Below are 14,598 nucleotides of genomic sequence, written 5' to 3'. Positions count from 1 at the left end.
AGGCTCAGGCTTTCGCGGCCAGAGCCTTGGCCACGGCGTCCTTCATGCCCTCCCAGCCGAGCAGCGCGCATTTGATGCGCATCGGATACTGGGAGACCCCTTGGAAGACGATGCCGTCCTCCAAGGATTCCTCGGCCTGTTCGTCATTCAGTCCTTTGCCGCGTGACTCCATAAGCTTATGGAAGGTTTCGGCAAGTTTCATGGCCTCGTCCACGGTTTTGCCTTCGACGAGATCGACCATGACGGACAGGCTGGCTTGGGAGATGGAGCATCCGTGGCCATCCCATACGAGCCGTTCGATGGTGTATGGCTCGGCATCGGAGACTTCGGCATGGATGGTGGCCTCGTCACCACAGGTCGGGTTGAATTGGTGCGATTCTCCCGGCGTGCAGTATTCGTGGCTGGTCTGCACCGTGGTTTCGGCGGCATGCGAGGCATTTTCCGAAGCGAGGTCAGGTGCGAAATGCTCCTTGCCGTGCGGGTTCTTCGCGGCTTCGAGGATGACTTCCTGGTACATCTGCTCAAGGTCGCTTCCGGACATCTCAAAATCACTCATATTTCGTTACTCAACTCCAAAGAACGGACGAACTTTGCCGAGCGCCTCGATGAGGGCCTGCGCGTCTTCGACCGAATTGTAGATGCCGCTGGACGCGCGGTTGGAGGCATACACGCCGAAGTGTCGGTGCACCGGCTGCGCGCAGTGGTGTCCGACGCGGATGGCGATGCCCTGCGCGTCGATGAACTGGCCGACGTCGTGCGGGTGCACGCCTTCGACTTCGAACGCGACGGTACCGATGCGCTCCTTGTTGGAGCGGGGTCCGAGGATTCGGATGCCGTCGATATCGCCCATTTTGAGCAGTTCGTCGGTGATGGTGCGTTCGTGCGCCTCGAGGTTTTCCATGCCGATGTTCATCAGCCATTCGGCGGCGACACCGGCGGCGACGACCTGTGCCACCGGCTGCGTGCCCGCTTCGAATCGTGCGGGAGGCTCCATGTACTGGGCTTCCTGGTCCATCCAGGCAAGCTCCACCATGGATCCGCCGAAATTGGCCGGAGGCAATGCCTCAAGCATTTCACGCTTGCCATAGAGGAATCCGACGCCGGTCGGGCCATACATTTTGTGGGCGCTCCATGCGGCGAAATCGACGTCCAAAGCGTGGAAATCCACTTTGAGGTGCGGCACGGACTGGCATGCGTCGAGCACGAACACGGCACCCACCTCGTGGGCGCGGCGGATAATCGGCGCGATGTCGGTAATCGCTCCTGTGGTATTGCCCACATGCGTGACGGCAACGATCTTCGTGCGGTCGGTGATTACTTCGTTCGCGGTGTCGGAACGCACACGGCCTTCCTCGTCCAAGTCGAACCATTTGAGCGTGGCGCCGGTGCGCAGCGCAAGTTCCTGGAACGGCAGCAGCACGGAATGGTGTTCCGCCTTGGTGACGACGATCTCATCGCCCGGTTTCAACGCGAAACGCTTGGCGGCCTCTCCCCCGCGTCCAAGCGACGCGTTGCCGAATGCGGTGGCCAACAGGTTCAGTCCTGCGGTGGCGCCGGCGGTGACGACGATCTCCTCTTCGCCTTCCGCCGAATCGGCGCCAACCAGCTTGGCCACTTTGGCGCGCGCATCCTCGAACGCCATGGTGCTACGCGCGGCAAGCTCATGCGCGCCTCGGTGCACTCCGGCGTTGATGGTGCGGTAGAAGTCCGATTCCGCGTCGATCACGCACTGCGGCTTCTGCGATGTCGCGGCGGAATCGAGGTATACCAGCGGATGGCCGTGGATTTCCTGGTCGAGAATCGGAAATTGGCTGCGGATCGCTGCGAAATCGGTCATGCCAATGCGCTTTCCGAATCGGAGCCTTCCGGCAGGTATGCGTCGTAGCCGGTCTCCTCAAGCTCGTCGGCGAGTTCCGGACCGCCGGTCTTGATGAAGTGGCCGTCGGCGAACACGTGCACGATGTCCGGCTTGATGTAACGCAGGATGCGGGTGTAGTGGGTGACCATGAGGATGCCGAACTGGTTGGCTTCCTTGGCACGGTTCACACCTTCGGAAACGATGCGCAGCGCGTCGACGTCGAGGCCGGAGTCGGTTTCGTCGAGGATGGCGAACTTCGGCTTGAGCAGTTCGAGCTGCAGCACTTCCGCGCGCTTCTTCTCACCGCCGGAGAAGCCTTCGTTCACGGAACGGGTGGCGAACTTCGGGTCCATCTTGAGCCGCTTCATGGCTTCGGACAGTTCCTTCGTCCATGTACGGATGGCCGGCGCCTTGCCGTCCACTTCGGTTTTGGCGGTGCGCAGGAAGTTGGTCATGGACACGCCCGGCACTTCGACCGGGTACTGCATGGCCAGGAAGATGCCCGCCTTGGCTCGCTCGTCCGGGGTCATCTTGAGGATGTCCTCGCCGTCGAGCAGCACCTGGCCGGAGTCGACGATGTACTTCGGGTGGCCGGCCAGCGTGTATGCCAGGGTGGATTTGCCGGAACCGTTGGGGCCCATGATGGCATGGGTTTCACCGGAGTTGACGGTCAGGTTCACGCCTTTGAGAATCGGCTTGATGCCGTCCTTGGTTTCGACGTGCGCGTACAGATCTTTGATTTCAAGGGTTGACATGGTTTCTCCTGACGATTATTTCTCTTCCAATACCTGTGCGATCGCGTCGCTTTCGCCGCGGGCCAGGCGCTTGTCGATGACGTTCATAAGATGCTCGGAAATCGCCGGAATGCCGATTTCCTCGACGAGCTCGCCGAAGAAGCCACGCACCACGAGCTTGCGTGCCTCGTTTTCCGAGATGCCGCGCGATTCGAGGTAGAACAGCTCTTCGTCGTCGAATCGTCCGACGGATGAGGCGTGGCCGGCACCGATGATGTTGCCGTTTTCGATTTCCAGATTCGGCTCGGAATCGGCGATGGCACCTGGGGTGAGCACCAGATTGCGGTTGAGCTCGTAGGAGTCGGTGCCCGGCGCGGTAGGCTCGATCAGCGCGTTGCCGACCCATGTGGAGTGCGCTCCCTTGCCGTCGAGCGCGCCCTTGTAGACCACGCGGCTCTTGCATTCGGGATGGTTATGCACCACCATCGTGCGGTGTTCGATATGCTCGCCCGGGTCCACGAAGTAGATGCCGAGCATGTTGAGGTCGCCCTGTTCGCCGCCGAAGTCCTGGTCCATGCGAATGCGCACGACATCACCACCGAGGGTGACCACGGAATGGCGCAGGGACGCCTCCTCGCCCACGTGGATGCGCTGGTTGCCGACGTGTTTGGAGTCCTTGTTCCATTCCTGGATGAAGGTGGTGGAAATGTGGGAGTCCTTGCCTGTGGTGATTTCCACGCCTTCGGCGAGACGTGCGTCGCCGTCATGTTCGACGACCACGTCGGCATGGGCGCGGTCGGCTGCGATGATCGACAGGTGGAACGCGTCGAGGTCCCTGCCGGTGCCATGCATTTTGACGAGCACCGGCTGGTCGATCTCACCGTCGATGGTCAGTATTCCAGCGCGTTTGCCGGAATTCCATTCGACTGCGGACACACGGTCGTTCGGCTTGGAGACGATGCCTGTGCCGGTGTCCCCCACCGTGCCTTCGGCATACGTGACGCCTTCGGCAAGCGGCGACCCGTCGATCATGGAAACGGTGACCTGCGTTTCATTGGATGGTTCGAACACATCGAAGAACTCCTCGATGCGCTCTATCGGCGTGTAGCGCCAGTCCTCCTGTTTGCGGTCCGGCTTGGCGAACGCTTCGATGTCGAATGAGCGTGGAGCGCGGTCCGCGGACGACGGCATGGCCGCCGGGTTCGCGTACGGATCGGACGGATCCGCGACGGGGATATTGATTTCCTGAGTTTGTGCCATGGTGATCAGCCCACCGACCCTTCCATCTGCAATTCCACCAAACGGTTCAATTCGAGCGCGTATTCCATCGGCAGCTCGCGACTGATCGGTTCGACGAAGCCGCGCACGATCATGCCCATGGCCTCGTCTTCGGACAGGCCGCGGCTCATCAGATAGAACAGCTGGTCTTCAGAGACCTTGGAAACGGTGGCCTCATGCGCCATGGAGACGTTGTCCTCACGCACATCCACATGCGGGTACGTGTCGGAACGGCTGAATTCGTCGACGAGCAAAGCGTCGCAGACCGTCGAATTGGAGGACCCTTCCGCGCCCTTGACGATTTTGACGAGGCCACGGTATGCGGAACGTCCGCCGCCACGGGAAATCGACTTCGCCACGATGGTGGAGCTGGTATGCGGGGCGAGGTGAATCATCTTCGCGCCCGTGTCCTGATATTGGCCCTTGCCTGCGAAACCCAACGACATGGTGCTGGCCTTCGCGTACGGCTCGGCGAGGATGCATGCCGGATACTTCATGGTGGCTTTCGAGCCGATGTTGCCGTCGACCCATTCCATGGTGCCGCCCTCACGCACGTAGGCGCGCTGCGTCACCAGATTGTACACGTTGTTCGACCAGTTCTGCACAGTGGTGTAACGCACACGGGCATGCGGTTCGACAAAGATCTCCACAACACCGGAATGCAGCGAGTCGGTGGAGTAGATCGGCGCGGTGCAGCCTTCCACGTAATGCACGTAGGAGCCTTCATCAGCGATGATCAGCGTGCGCTCGAACTGGCCCATATTCGGCGTGTTGATGCGGAAGTAGGCCTGCAGCGGGATGTCCACGTGCACACCCTTCGGCACGTACACGAACGAGCCGCCCGACCATGCGGCGGTGTTCAATGCCGAGAATTTGTTGTCGTTGCTCGGAATGCATTTGCCGAAATACTTCTTGACGAGTTCCGGGTACTTTTGCACGGCGGTGTCGGTGTCGACGAAGATGACGCCCTGCTCCTCAAGGTCCTTCTGGATTGAATTGTAGATGACCTCGGACTCGTACTGCGCGGCGACGCCGGAGACGAGTCTGCTTTTCTCCGCTTCCGGAATGCCGAGCTTGTCGTACGTGGAGCGGATCTCGTCGGGCAGTTCCTCCCAGGTGGTGGCCTGCTTGTCGATCGGCTTGACGTAGTACTTGAAATCGTCGGCGTCGAAGTCCTTCAAATCGACGCCCCACTGCGGCATTGGACGGTCGATGAAATCGCGATACCCTTCCAATCGCTTTTCCAGCATCCATTCCGGCTCGTGTTTGTCGGCGGAGATGGCACGCACGACGTTCTCGTCGATGCCTTTCTTCGCCGCCTCGCCGGCGAAGTCCGTATCGTGCCAGCCGTAGTTGTAGTCACCGAATTGCTCGATAATCTCGTCATCCTGCTTGATCTTGTCTTCGTTCACGCGCGTGCGATCAGCCACATACTGGCTCATCTCCACGTCGGCCGCGGCGTTGGACGCTTGGTTCTCTGCCACCGTACGCTGCCTCCATTCACTCATTGATACCTATGACAACCTAACAGAACACACAGCGAAACACTAGACCTTATTCGAAATTCGACAGTATTCGCCCGTGATTTGCCTTACAAAAAAGCGGAAGACCATGCAGATTCGGTCTTCCGCTTTGCGATGAATCGAGCTTATGCGCTCAAATCGTCTCAGCGCGCCTGCTGGTGGTCCAGAGCGGCCTTGACCAGACCCGCGAACAGCGGATGCGGCTTGGTTGGACGGGACTTGAATTCCGGATGGGCCTGGGTGGCCACGTAGAACGGATGCACCTCGCGCGGCAGTTCGACGAATTCGGTGAGTTCGCCGTCAGGGCTCTGGCCGGAGATGACCAGACCACCTTCGCGCAGACGATCCTTGTAGGCCACGTTCACCTCGTAACGGTGGCGGTGGCGTTCGGTGACATGCGTGGTGCCGTACAGTTCGGCGACAATGGAGCCTTCCTCCAGTTCCGCCGGGTAGGAGCCCAGACGCATGGTGTGACCCATGTCGCCCTTGCCGGCGACGATGTCCTTCTGCTCTTCCATGGTGGCGATGACCGGGTTGGCGCAATCCGGATCGAATTCGGAGGAGTTCGCGTCGGTGATGCCGAGGACATCGCGTGCGTATTCGATGACCATGGACTGCAGACCGAGGCACAGGCCGAGGGCCGGCAGCTTGTGCTCGCGGGCGTAACGCAGGGCGCCGATCTTGCCGTCGATGCCACGGATGCCGAAGCCGCCCGGAATCACGATGCCGTCGACCTGGTCGAGGGCCGCCGCGGCGCCTTCTTCGGTGGCGCACTTGTCGGCGGCCACCCACTTGACGTTGACCTTGGCCCAGTTGGCGAAGCCGCCGGCCTTGATGGCCTCGGTGACGGACAGGTAGGCGTCCGGCAGGTCAATGTACTTGCCGACGATGGCCACGTTGACCTCGTGCTTCGGATGGTGCACGCGTTCGAGCAGGTCCTCCCACTCGTCCCAGTCGACGTCATGGAACGGCAGGCCGAGTTCACGCACCACGTAGGCGTCGAGGCCTTCGTCGAACAGGGTCTTCGGCACGTCGTAGATGCTCGGAGCGTCCACGCAGTTGACGACGCCTTCGGAGTCCACGTCGCACATCAGGGAGATCTTGTCCTTGATGGACTGGTTGAGCGGCCGGTCGGAACGCAGCACGAGCGCGTCCGGGGAGATGCCGAGCTGGCGCAGCATCATGACGGAATGCTGGGTCGGCTTGGTCTTGAGCTCATGCGCGGCGGCGATGTACGGCACCAGGGAGACGTGCACGAACATGCAGTTTTCGGCGCCCAGGTCGCGGCGTACTTCACGAGCGGCCTCCAGGAACGGCTGGGATTCAATGTCGCCGACGGTGCCGCCGATTTCGGTGATGATCACGTCGACGTCATCGGACGCCTGCGCGCGCATACGGGACTTGATTTCGTTGGTGATGTGAGGGATGACCTGCACGCACTGGCCGAGGTATTCGCCGGCGCGTTCCTTGCGCAGCACCTCCTGATAGATCTGGCCGGTGGTGACGTTGGCCTTCTGGCTCAGGTACACGTCGAGGAAACGCTCGTAGTGGCCGATGTCGAGATCGGTTTCCGCGCCATCTTCGGTGACATAGACCTCACCGTGCTGGAAAGGATTCATCGTGCCCGGATCCACGTTGATGTACGGATCGAGCTTCTGCTGCAAAACCTTGATGCCGCGGCTACGGAGCAGGCGTCCAAGGGAGGAGGCGGTCAGGCCTTTGCCGAGAGAGGAGACAACGCCGCCAGTGACGAAAATATGTTTGGTGACGTGTTCTTGAGAATTGCCATGTTGTCTTCTAACCATGGAACTTCAGTCTATCAGCGGCGCAAGACGCGGCGTGTTCCATCGTGATACGAAAAGGCGGGACCGCATTGCTCCGCGGTCCCGCCTTTCGGAAATTCAGGAAATACAGTCAGACGATTGCGATTTTATCGGTCGCCGGCCTCCTTCCTGCGGAGGACGATCAACACGCCCGCCGCAACGGCGAGCACCATGACGGCCAAGGCGATTCCGGCGACGTTGGAGCCTGTTGCCGGGCTCTGCGCCGCGCTTTTCTCCGCGTTTTCCTTTGTATTGTCGGCCTTGCCGTTGATCTTGCCATTGTTCTTATCGGTGGCCGGGGTGACGGCCTGCTTCTGGACGTGCACCGTGCGGGTGAAGGTCGTGGTCTTGCCACGGGAGTTGGTCACGGAGTAGACCAGCTTGTAGTCGCCGACCTTATTGGCGTCCACGGTGCCCTCGACCTTGATCTTGTCGGTCAGATCGCCGTCGATGTCGTCGGTGGCGGAGACGCCCGCCATCGGATCGAACTTGGAACCGACGGTGATGGTCGTCGACTCGTTCACACCGCTAATCACGGGAACGACGTCGTCGGCGGAGGCGACCTTGAGCACGGTGGCGGACAGTGCGCCAGCGGTGTATGCGGAGCCCTTGCGGACGGTGACGCTCTTGACATCATCGTCGCCGTACACGGTGCCGTTTGCGGCGAGCACCTCGTACTTGCCGGCCTCGACGCCATCGATGGCGGCGGCATCGTTGTTGGCGTTGAAGATCACCACGTAGGTGCCGCTGGAGTCCTTCGCCTGATAGGCCACGACACCGTTGGCGGACTTGAGCATGGTCACGCTGGCGTTGATGTCGCTGTAGCTGGTCTGGCGGAGGGCAGCGATCCTGTTGCGCAGCTTGATCAGGCCCCTGACGTAGTCGACGGAGCCGGAGTACTGCGTGGTGCGATCCCAGTCGATGGCGTTCACCTCGTCACCGGCGTTATAGCTGTCGCCGTTGCCGCCCTTGGTGCGCAGAAACTCCTGGCCCAGCTGGATGGCCGGGATGCCTTCGGACAGGTAGACCACGGAATCGGCGAGCTTGGCGCGCGCCTCGGTGGTGGCCTCGTCATCCGTGGGCACGGACTTCCTGAGCTTGTCGTACAGGGTCATGTTGTCGTGGATCTCGGCGTAGTTCACCACCTGACCGGCATCCGCGTAGTGGTCCTGCGCATTGCCGTTCCAGCAGGTGGTGATGGCGTCGGCGTCGTACTGGCAGCCGAGCACGTTGTGGGCGATGAGGCTTTCCTGATCGGCCTTGCCGGAGACGAAACCGGTGTCGGTGTCGGAGAACACGGAACCCTTGAGGCCGTCGCGGATCGAGTCGTTGAAGAACGCGATGCCGTTGTTGGTGCCGTCCGAAGCGACCTGGTAGGCGTTTGGCTGGATGGTCATCTCGCTCTTGTCCATCGTGGAGTTCATGTCCCAGCCTTCGCCGAGCACGATGATGGACGGATCGATCTTGTCGAGGGCAGCACGAACCTCCTGCATCGTCTTGGTGTCGATCAGACCCATGAGGTCGAATCGGAAGCCGTCGATATTGTAGTTCTTCGCCCAGTAGGTCACCGAGTCGACGATGTACTTGCGCATCATCGCACGTTCGGAGGCGGTGTCGTTGCCGCAACCGGAGTCGTTGACGAGCGAACCGTTGTCGTCATAGCGGAAGTAGTAGCCCGGGACCGTCTTGTTGAACGAATGGTTCGCGGCATTGTAGACATGGTTGTACACCACATCCATGATGACGCGGATGTCGTTCTTGTGCAGGCCCTTGACCATCTGCTTCATTTCGGTGACGCGGGAGCTCGGGTTGCTCGGATCGGAGGAGTACGAGCCTTCCGGCACGTTGTAGTTCTCCGGGTCGTAGCCCCAGTTCTGCGCGCCATCGGCGTTGTAGCTCAGGTCGCCGGTCTCGTTGACGGAACCGTAGTCGTACATCGGCATGATCTGCACGTGGGTGACGCCCAGCGACTTGAGATAGTCGAGGCCGGAGGTCGCGCCCTTGGCGGTCTTCGTGCCGGATTCGACCACGCCCAGGTACTTGCCCTGCTTGTCGGCGGAGATGCCGGAGGCCGGGTTGATGGAGAAGTCGCGGATGTTCATCTCGGCGATGGAGGCGTCGGTGGTCTTGCCGAAGGCCGGCATGCGCTTGCCCGCCTTGCCCATGGCCTTCTTGGAGAGCACTACGGAGCGCTCGCCGTTGGCGACGGCCGCGGTGGCGTACGGATCGGCGGAGGTGTTCACCGTGCCGTCGGCGAAGGTGAGCCTGTAGGAGTACGCGGTGCCGGAGGCAAGCTTCTTCACCGTGGCGCTCCACACGCCCTTGCTTTCGCTTGTCATGTCGATGGTCTGATCGATCTCGGCATTCGGGTCGGCGGACTTGTAGGTGATGAGCTCGACCTTGGCGGCGGTCGGCGCCCACACCTTGAAGCCGGTCTGCTTCTTGGTGAAAGTCGCGCCCAGATCCTCGCCGCTGTAGGCGTACTTCCTGTCGAAGGCGTCGGTGCGGACCACCGAACCGGCGATGGCGTTCTGGGAGCCGAAGCCCTTGATCTCGACGGTGTACTTGCCGCGAACGTCCAGATCCTTGTCGGCGGTGATGATCACCTTGGTGCCGTCGGCCTTGAGACTCTTGACATCGACGGCTTTGCCGTCGGCGTCCGTGACGGTGACCTTGCCTTTCAGGTCATCCGTGGAGACCTTCTTGGAAAGCTTGGCGGACAGCTGGTTGGTGCCGGAGATCTCGGCGGACTTCATGGTCGCGCCGAGGGACGGGCGGGAGGTATACACCGTGGCGTCGCCGCCGAGCAGCCACACTTCGGCGGAGGCGTTGCCGTCGGCGTCGAACACGAGCGCGTTGGACGGGATCCTGTGATCGGCGTCGTCCGGGTCCTTGGCCTTCCACGCGTCCTTACCGTAACGGCGCAGCATGCCGATATCGGAAGCGCCGTCGTTGTTGTAGTAGGTGTAGTTGGTGAAGGAGTACTCCGCGATCTCGCCCCAATCGTCATGGGTGGTGAAGGTGGCGGCACCGCCGTTCCAATTGGATGACCAGGTCCAGATATCCCACTGCGGCACAGTGGTGCTGGTGTCCTCGGCGTTGTAGTACAGGCCGTCGTCTCGGTTGTAGTGCACCTTCACCTTGACGGTGTTGGCCTTGCAGGCGTAATCGGCCGGTGCCGAATCAAGCGTCTCGACAGTGGTCGCCTCGCCCTGGTCCGGGTACTTGGTGCCGTCGATCCACACCTCGGCGGTGCCGTCGGCGCTCACGGTGGCGCTACGGTCGGCGCCGTACTTGTTCCAATCGCTGGTGGTGACGAGGAAGCCGAACTTGTCGTACTTGCCGTCGAAATTGAGCACGGCGACCTTGCCCCAGCAGTCAGTGCCGGTGAAGGCGTGATGCTTGGCGTCCATGTTGCCGCCGTTCACATCGGTGCCCCACACGTACACGCCGCGGTTGTCCGAAGCGCTGGATGGCTTGTAGTGCACGACGAGACGGGTCTTGGCGCCGATGGATTCGGGGTTGCCGACGGTTGCGGCCTGCTCGCTCACGCCAACGTGGGTGATGCCGACGTTGGCATGGTAGTTGCCGCCGTCCTTCGGGTTCTCCCAACCATCGGTGTCCTTGTCGTGGAACACGAAGTCGATCGCCTTGCCCTTGGTGTTGATGGTGGCGGTGTAGTAACCCTGCGCGTCGAGGGTCATGTCGGCTTCCGGCTGCTCCCAATCGTTGCCGAGGCCGTAATGGACCTTCGGGGTCTTCCACTCAGAGTTGGCGGGCTTGTAGTAGATGGTGACGCTTCTGTCGTCGGGCAGGGCGTCATCCTCCTCCTGGCTCACGTCGGGATCGGACGGATCGGTGGCGGCGGAGGCTGCGGGGTGCGAGGCCTTGGTAGCACCGGCATACAGGGCGATGGCGGAGTGCGCCGGCACCGTGGTCTCGACCTTGCCACCCTTGACGGTCACGGTCTTGGAGCAGTCCATGGTGGCGTACACGTTGCAGTATTCGCCGTCGGCGAGGGATGTCGTGTAGGAGGCGTCCTTGTCCTTCTTGCCGTTGTTGATGGCGATGAAGCCCTTGGCTCCGCGGGAGAAGGCGATGTTGTCGCCGCCGTCATCCTGCCAATCGGCGACCTTGGTGCCGTTGACATAGTTGCGGAAGGCGATCATGCCGCGGGTGGAGGTCCAGCGCTGCTCGCAGTTCCAATCGGAATCGTTGGTGGAGCATGCCTTGTCCATATCCACGTCGGGCACGGAGGTCGCGGTCGCTCCGGGTGCACCGTTGTCGTTGACGTCCCACTTGTAGTCGGAGAGCAGGCGCGGGGTGCCGTAGTCGTAGGCCAGCATGAACGCGTTGGCCAGCTGGTACTTGGCGCCGTCCTTGTAGGTCAGCGCACCCTCGTTGCGGGCGGTGTCCCAGTTGGTGACGAACACGTTGGCGTCATCGGAGGAGAGATCCTTGCTCAGGCGATCGCTCAGCCCCTTGAGGTTGGCGATCTTGTCCTTGAAGGTCTGGTTCATCTCGGATTTGAAGCCGAATTCGGTCACGGTGCCGTTCTGCACGTAATTGCTCGGCTGGATGCCCGCGGCCTCGGAGGCGTTGCCGATGACCTCCTGAATCCAGTAGATGTCGTTGGCGTTCTTGCCGATTTTCTTGGCGAACTTCTCCTTGATGGCCTTCACGCTGTCAGTGTGGATGTGCTTGACGGCATCCATGCGGAAGCCGCGCACGCCGGCGTTCCACAGCGAGGCTAGGTAGTCGGACTGGATGTCCTGCACCTTCTCGCTTTCGGAGTTGAAATCCCACATGGAGCTCAGGCGGCATTCCTGAACTTCCTTCTGATTGGTGTAGTCGGAGATGTTCTTGGTGCAGCTGTGGAAGTCGGCGGCGGTGATGCCGTCCGGGTACTGCTTGGTGGCGAAGCCCGGGTAGCTGCCGGTGGAGCCGTTGTATTCGCTGCCGGCCACGCCCTTCTGGTCTCCGGCGGCCACGTCGGCGCCGGTGGTCTGGTTGAGCACCACGTCGGCGATGATGCCCACGCCTGCCGCGGAGCACTGCTGAACCATGTTCTTGAATTCGGCTTCCGTGCCCAGCTTGGAGTCGAGCTTGTAGCTCACAGGCTGGTAGCTGGTCCACCACTGCGTGCCTTGGATGGATTCCTGCGGAGGCGAGACCTCCACATAGACCACACCTTCCGGACCATAGGTGTTGGTGCATTCCTTGGCGATCGTGTTCCACGTCTGCTGGAACGCAATCACCTGGACATCTTTCTGTTGATTGGCCTGCGTTTTGGATTGCGCCTGGGCCACGATCGGTGCCGCGACCAACGAAGCGCACGCCATGGCCGCGGTGACGCCCATCGCCACCACACGGCCTAATGGACGGTTCGTCTGAACGACCATCGTTCTCCGTTCTCATCTGTGAGGCCGGTTCAAGCGCCCATGGCAGGCGCCGCGACCGGCAACGTATGCGCCATGGACATCCGCATCCACGCGGATGATTCAGAATCCACTCGACGATGAATATGCATACGTTTACACTCTGAATCAGAGTTAATTGTATGTCAATGGCTGCGCGTGGCAATGAAACAGCGTGACCCTCTGCTGCACATGCACTTCATTTATGCCGAAGTGCAACCTGTTGCTGCAATCAAAATTTTTTTCTGCAAGTCAAGCAGAAAACATTCAGAAATAGCTGCAAAAAACAGCAAACGATTGCAATCATTGTCTCACGGTATACGGTGTCGCGGCGATATGGAAGGCCACTGCACTACCGGCAGGAACCGTCAGTGTGGCATCCCCGTCGAAACGCACATGCACGCTGCCGGAACAGTCGGCGGAAGCGTAGACATCGCAATACTCCCCTGCCGGCAAAGCCGTGTGGTACGTCACAGTACGTGTGCGCACGGAATTGTTGATGGCGATGAAGGCACGTCCCCCTCGACCGAAGGCGATCATGTTGTCGCCGTCATCCTGCCAATCGGAGAGCGGCGCGTCGCCTGCGACATTATGCCAGCCGACCATACCGTGCACGTCAGGCCAGCGTTCGGTGCAGCTCCAGCCGGAGTCTTTGGAGCAGTCAATATCGGGCACGCTGGTCGCAGTGGCGCCTGAAGCTCCCGAGTCGGTGTCATGGAATTCGTATCCGGAGAACACGTTGGGGGCGCCATACGGGTAGGCCAGCATGAACGCGTTCGCTAGCCGGTAGGCGTCGCCGTCCTTGTAGGTGAGCGTCATGTTGTTGCGTTCGGTATCCCAATTCGTCACGAATACGCTGGCCTTGCCACTGTCGGTGATGTTCTGCGGAATGTCTTTGATCGACAGGCTTCCGCCTGCCAGCGAGTTGGAGAACAGGGACTTAAGCCGATATGCGTACTGGAATTCGTTCACCTGGCCGGTTTTGAGATAGTTCCTCGGTTGGATTTCGGCGGCTTCCGCATTGTCGCCAATCACTTCCTGCGTCCACCAGATGTCGTTCATGGAACGTCCGGATTTCTTCGCAACGAGTTTCTTGATGGCCAGCACGTCTTCCGGAGGCATGTGTTTGACGGCATCCACGCGGAATCCGGCGACGCCGTAGTCGAGAAGCTTCACAAAATAGTCAGACAGCACGTCGCGCACGTGCGGGCTTGATGTATCAAGGTCCTGCAAACCCGATACCTGGCAGTTCCACACGCTTTCGGCGTCGCGGTACGTCCAGATAGAACAGGGGGCATGGAAGTCCGATGGCGTGTATCCGGCTTCAGGGAAATAGCCTTTATTGTCGTAGGGGCTTCCGGCGGTGCCGGTCCCTTGTGTTTTGTCGACGCCGGTGGTGTGGTTGATGACCGTATCCGCGATCACGCCGACGCCCGCGGCCTTGCATTGCCGGACCATGTTCTTAAATTCAGCTTCGGTGCCTTCTTTGGAGTCAAGTTTGTAGCTTACCGGCTGATAGCTCGTCCACCACTGCGTGCCTTGGATGCTTTCCTGCGGCGGCGAGACCTGTACGTAGCCGACGCCTTCGGGTCCCAGCACTTCGCCGCATTCGCGGGCGACGGATTTCCAATTGGCTTGGAACATGGTCACGATCACGTCGCTGCGGTATCGCGCGGGATTGAAACGTTCCCCGCCGCCTTCACGTGTCGGCACGTGAAGCGTGGCGACTGAGACACCGACCGATACCGCGACGCATACGACCGCCGTAATGACACGTGTGATTCTTCTTGCGATTGCGCCCATAGTCATCGACCTCTTCGTCACTTCGCCATGCTCCCGGTTTGCATACGTTTGCAATATCACTGTATACCAATCCGGGGAGACCGGGATATGCGTCGTCCTCATTGGCACGAAAAAGCCGGATGCCTTAAAGACAGGCATCCGGCTGAATCCATGACGGAATGT

Annotated in this window: 8 protein-coding genes; all 8 read right to left on the bottom strand. The window is 60.7% G+C overall.

Features of this window, described 5'->3' with window-relative positions; genetic code table 11:
* Positions 1-4 precede the first annotated feature (4 nt).
* The 8 genes from sufU to Q5H33_RS01140 all read right to left on the bottom strand — a co-directional run bounded on the left by sufU (position 5) and on the right by Q5H33_RS01140 (position 14,442).
* A complete protein-coding gene (sufU, locus tag Q5H33_RS01175) occupies positions 5-556 on the bottom strand; it encodes a Fe-S cluster assembly sulfur transfer protein SufU (protein ID WP_003809470.1) in 552 nt (183 codons plus the stop codon).
* 6 nt (positions 557-562) lie between these two features.
* Positions 563-1,837: a cysteine desulfurase gene (locus Q5H33_RS01170; RefSeq protein WP_011743127.1), complete on the bottom strand. Its 1,275-nt coding sequence runs from the start codon at positions 1,835-1,837 to the stop codon at positions 563-565.
* Positions 1,834-2,613, bottom strand: a complete 780-nt coding sequence (sufC, locus tag Q5H33_RS01165; protein WP_011743126.1) for a Fe-S cluster assembly ATPase SufC — start codon at positions 2,611-2,613, stop codon at positions 1,834-1,836. The genes Q5H33_RS01170 and sufC overlap by 4 nt, the downstream gene beginning before the upstream one ends.
* Before the next feature lie 15 nt (positions 2,614-2,628).
* A complete protein-coding gene (sufD, locus tag Q5H33_RS01160) occupies positions 2,629-3,852 on the bottom strand; it encodes a Fe-S cluster assembly protein SufD (protein ID WP_033499431.1) in 1,224 nt (407 codons plus the stop codon).
* Positions 3,853-3,857: 5 nt separating this feature from the next.
* Positions 3,858-5,378 (bottom strand): Fe-S cluster assembly protein SufB, encoded by a 1,521-nt coding sequence (sufB, locus tag Q5H33_RS01155; protein ID WP_117779652.1) that lies wholly within the window; start codon positions 5,376-5,378, stop codon positions 3,858-3,860.
* Between the two features lie 158 nt (positions 5,379-5,536).
* Positions 5,537-7,198: a CTP synthase gene (locus tag Q5H33_RS01150; protein WP_003809478.1), complete on the bottom strand. Its 1,662-nt coding sequence runs from the start codon at positions 7,196-7,198 to the stop codon at positions 5,537-5,539.
* 125 nt (positions 7,199-7,323) lie between these two features.
* On the bottom strand, positions 7,324-12,618 hold the full coding sequence (gene pulA / locus Q5H33_RS01145) for a type I pullulanase (protein WP_187781560.1): 5,295 nt from the start codon (positions 12,616-12,618) through the stop codon (positions 7,324-7,326).
* A 318-nt stretch (positions 12,619-12,936) separates the two neighbouring features.
* Positions 12,937-14,442: an alpha-amylase family protein gene (locus Q5H33_RS01140; protein ID WP_229027805.1), complete on the bottom strand. Its 1,506-nt coding sequence runs from the start codon at positions 14,440-14,442 to the stop codon at positions 12,937-12,939.
* Positions 14,443-14,598: the final 156 nt, after the last annotated feature.

Source organism: uncultured Bifidobacterium sp. (genome assembly GCF_959020145.1).
In the GTDB taxonomy this organism is placed as follows: domain Bacteria; phylum Actinomycetota; class Actinomycetes; order Actinomycetales; family Bifidobacteriaceae; genus Bifidobacterium.
Note: the sequence above shows the minus strand (reverse complement) of the source record. Positions and strands in the feature narration are given on the sequence as shown.

Bases quoted from the DNA above. Each gene is read 5' to 3' on its own strand.
- sufU (WP_003809470.1), bottom strand. From the start codon at position 556: ATGAGTGATTTTGAGATGTCCGGAAGCGACCTTGAGCAGATGTACCAG.
- Q5H33_RS01170 (WP_011743127.1), bottom strand. From the start codon at position 1,837: ATGACCGATTTCGCAGCGATCCGCAGCCAATTTCCGATTCTCGACCAG.
- sufC (WP_011743126.1), bottom strand. From the start codon at position 2,613: ATGTCAACCCTTGAAATCAAAGATCTGTACGCGCACGTCGAAACCAAG.
- sufD (WP_033499431.1), bottom strand. From the start codon at position 3,852: ATGGCACAAACTCAGGAAATCAATATCCCCGTCGCGGATCCGTCCGAT.
- sufB (WP_117779652.1), bottom strand. From the start codon at position 5,378: ATGAGTGAATGGAGGCAGCGTACGGTGGCAGAGAACCAAGCGTCCAAC.
- Q5H33_RS01150 (WP_003809478.1), bottom strand. From the start codon at position 7,198: ATGGTTAGAAGACAACATGGCAATTCTCAAGAACACGTCACCAAACAT.
- pulA (WP_187781560.1), bottom strand. From the start codon at position 12,618: ATGGTCGTTCAGACGAACCGTCCATTAGGCCGTGTGGTGGCGATGGGC.
- Q5H33_RS01140 (WP_229027805.1), bottom strand. From the start codon at position 14,442: ATGACTATGGGCGCAATCGCAAGAAGAATCACACGTGTCATTACGGCG.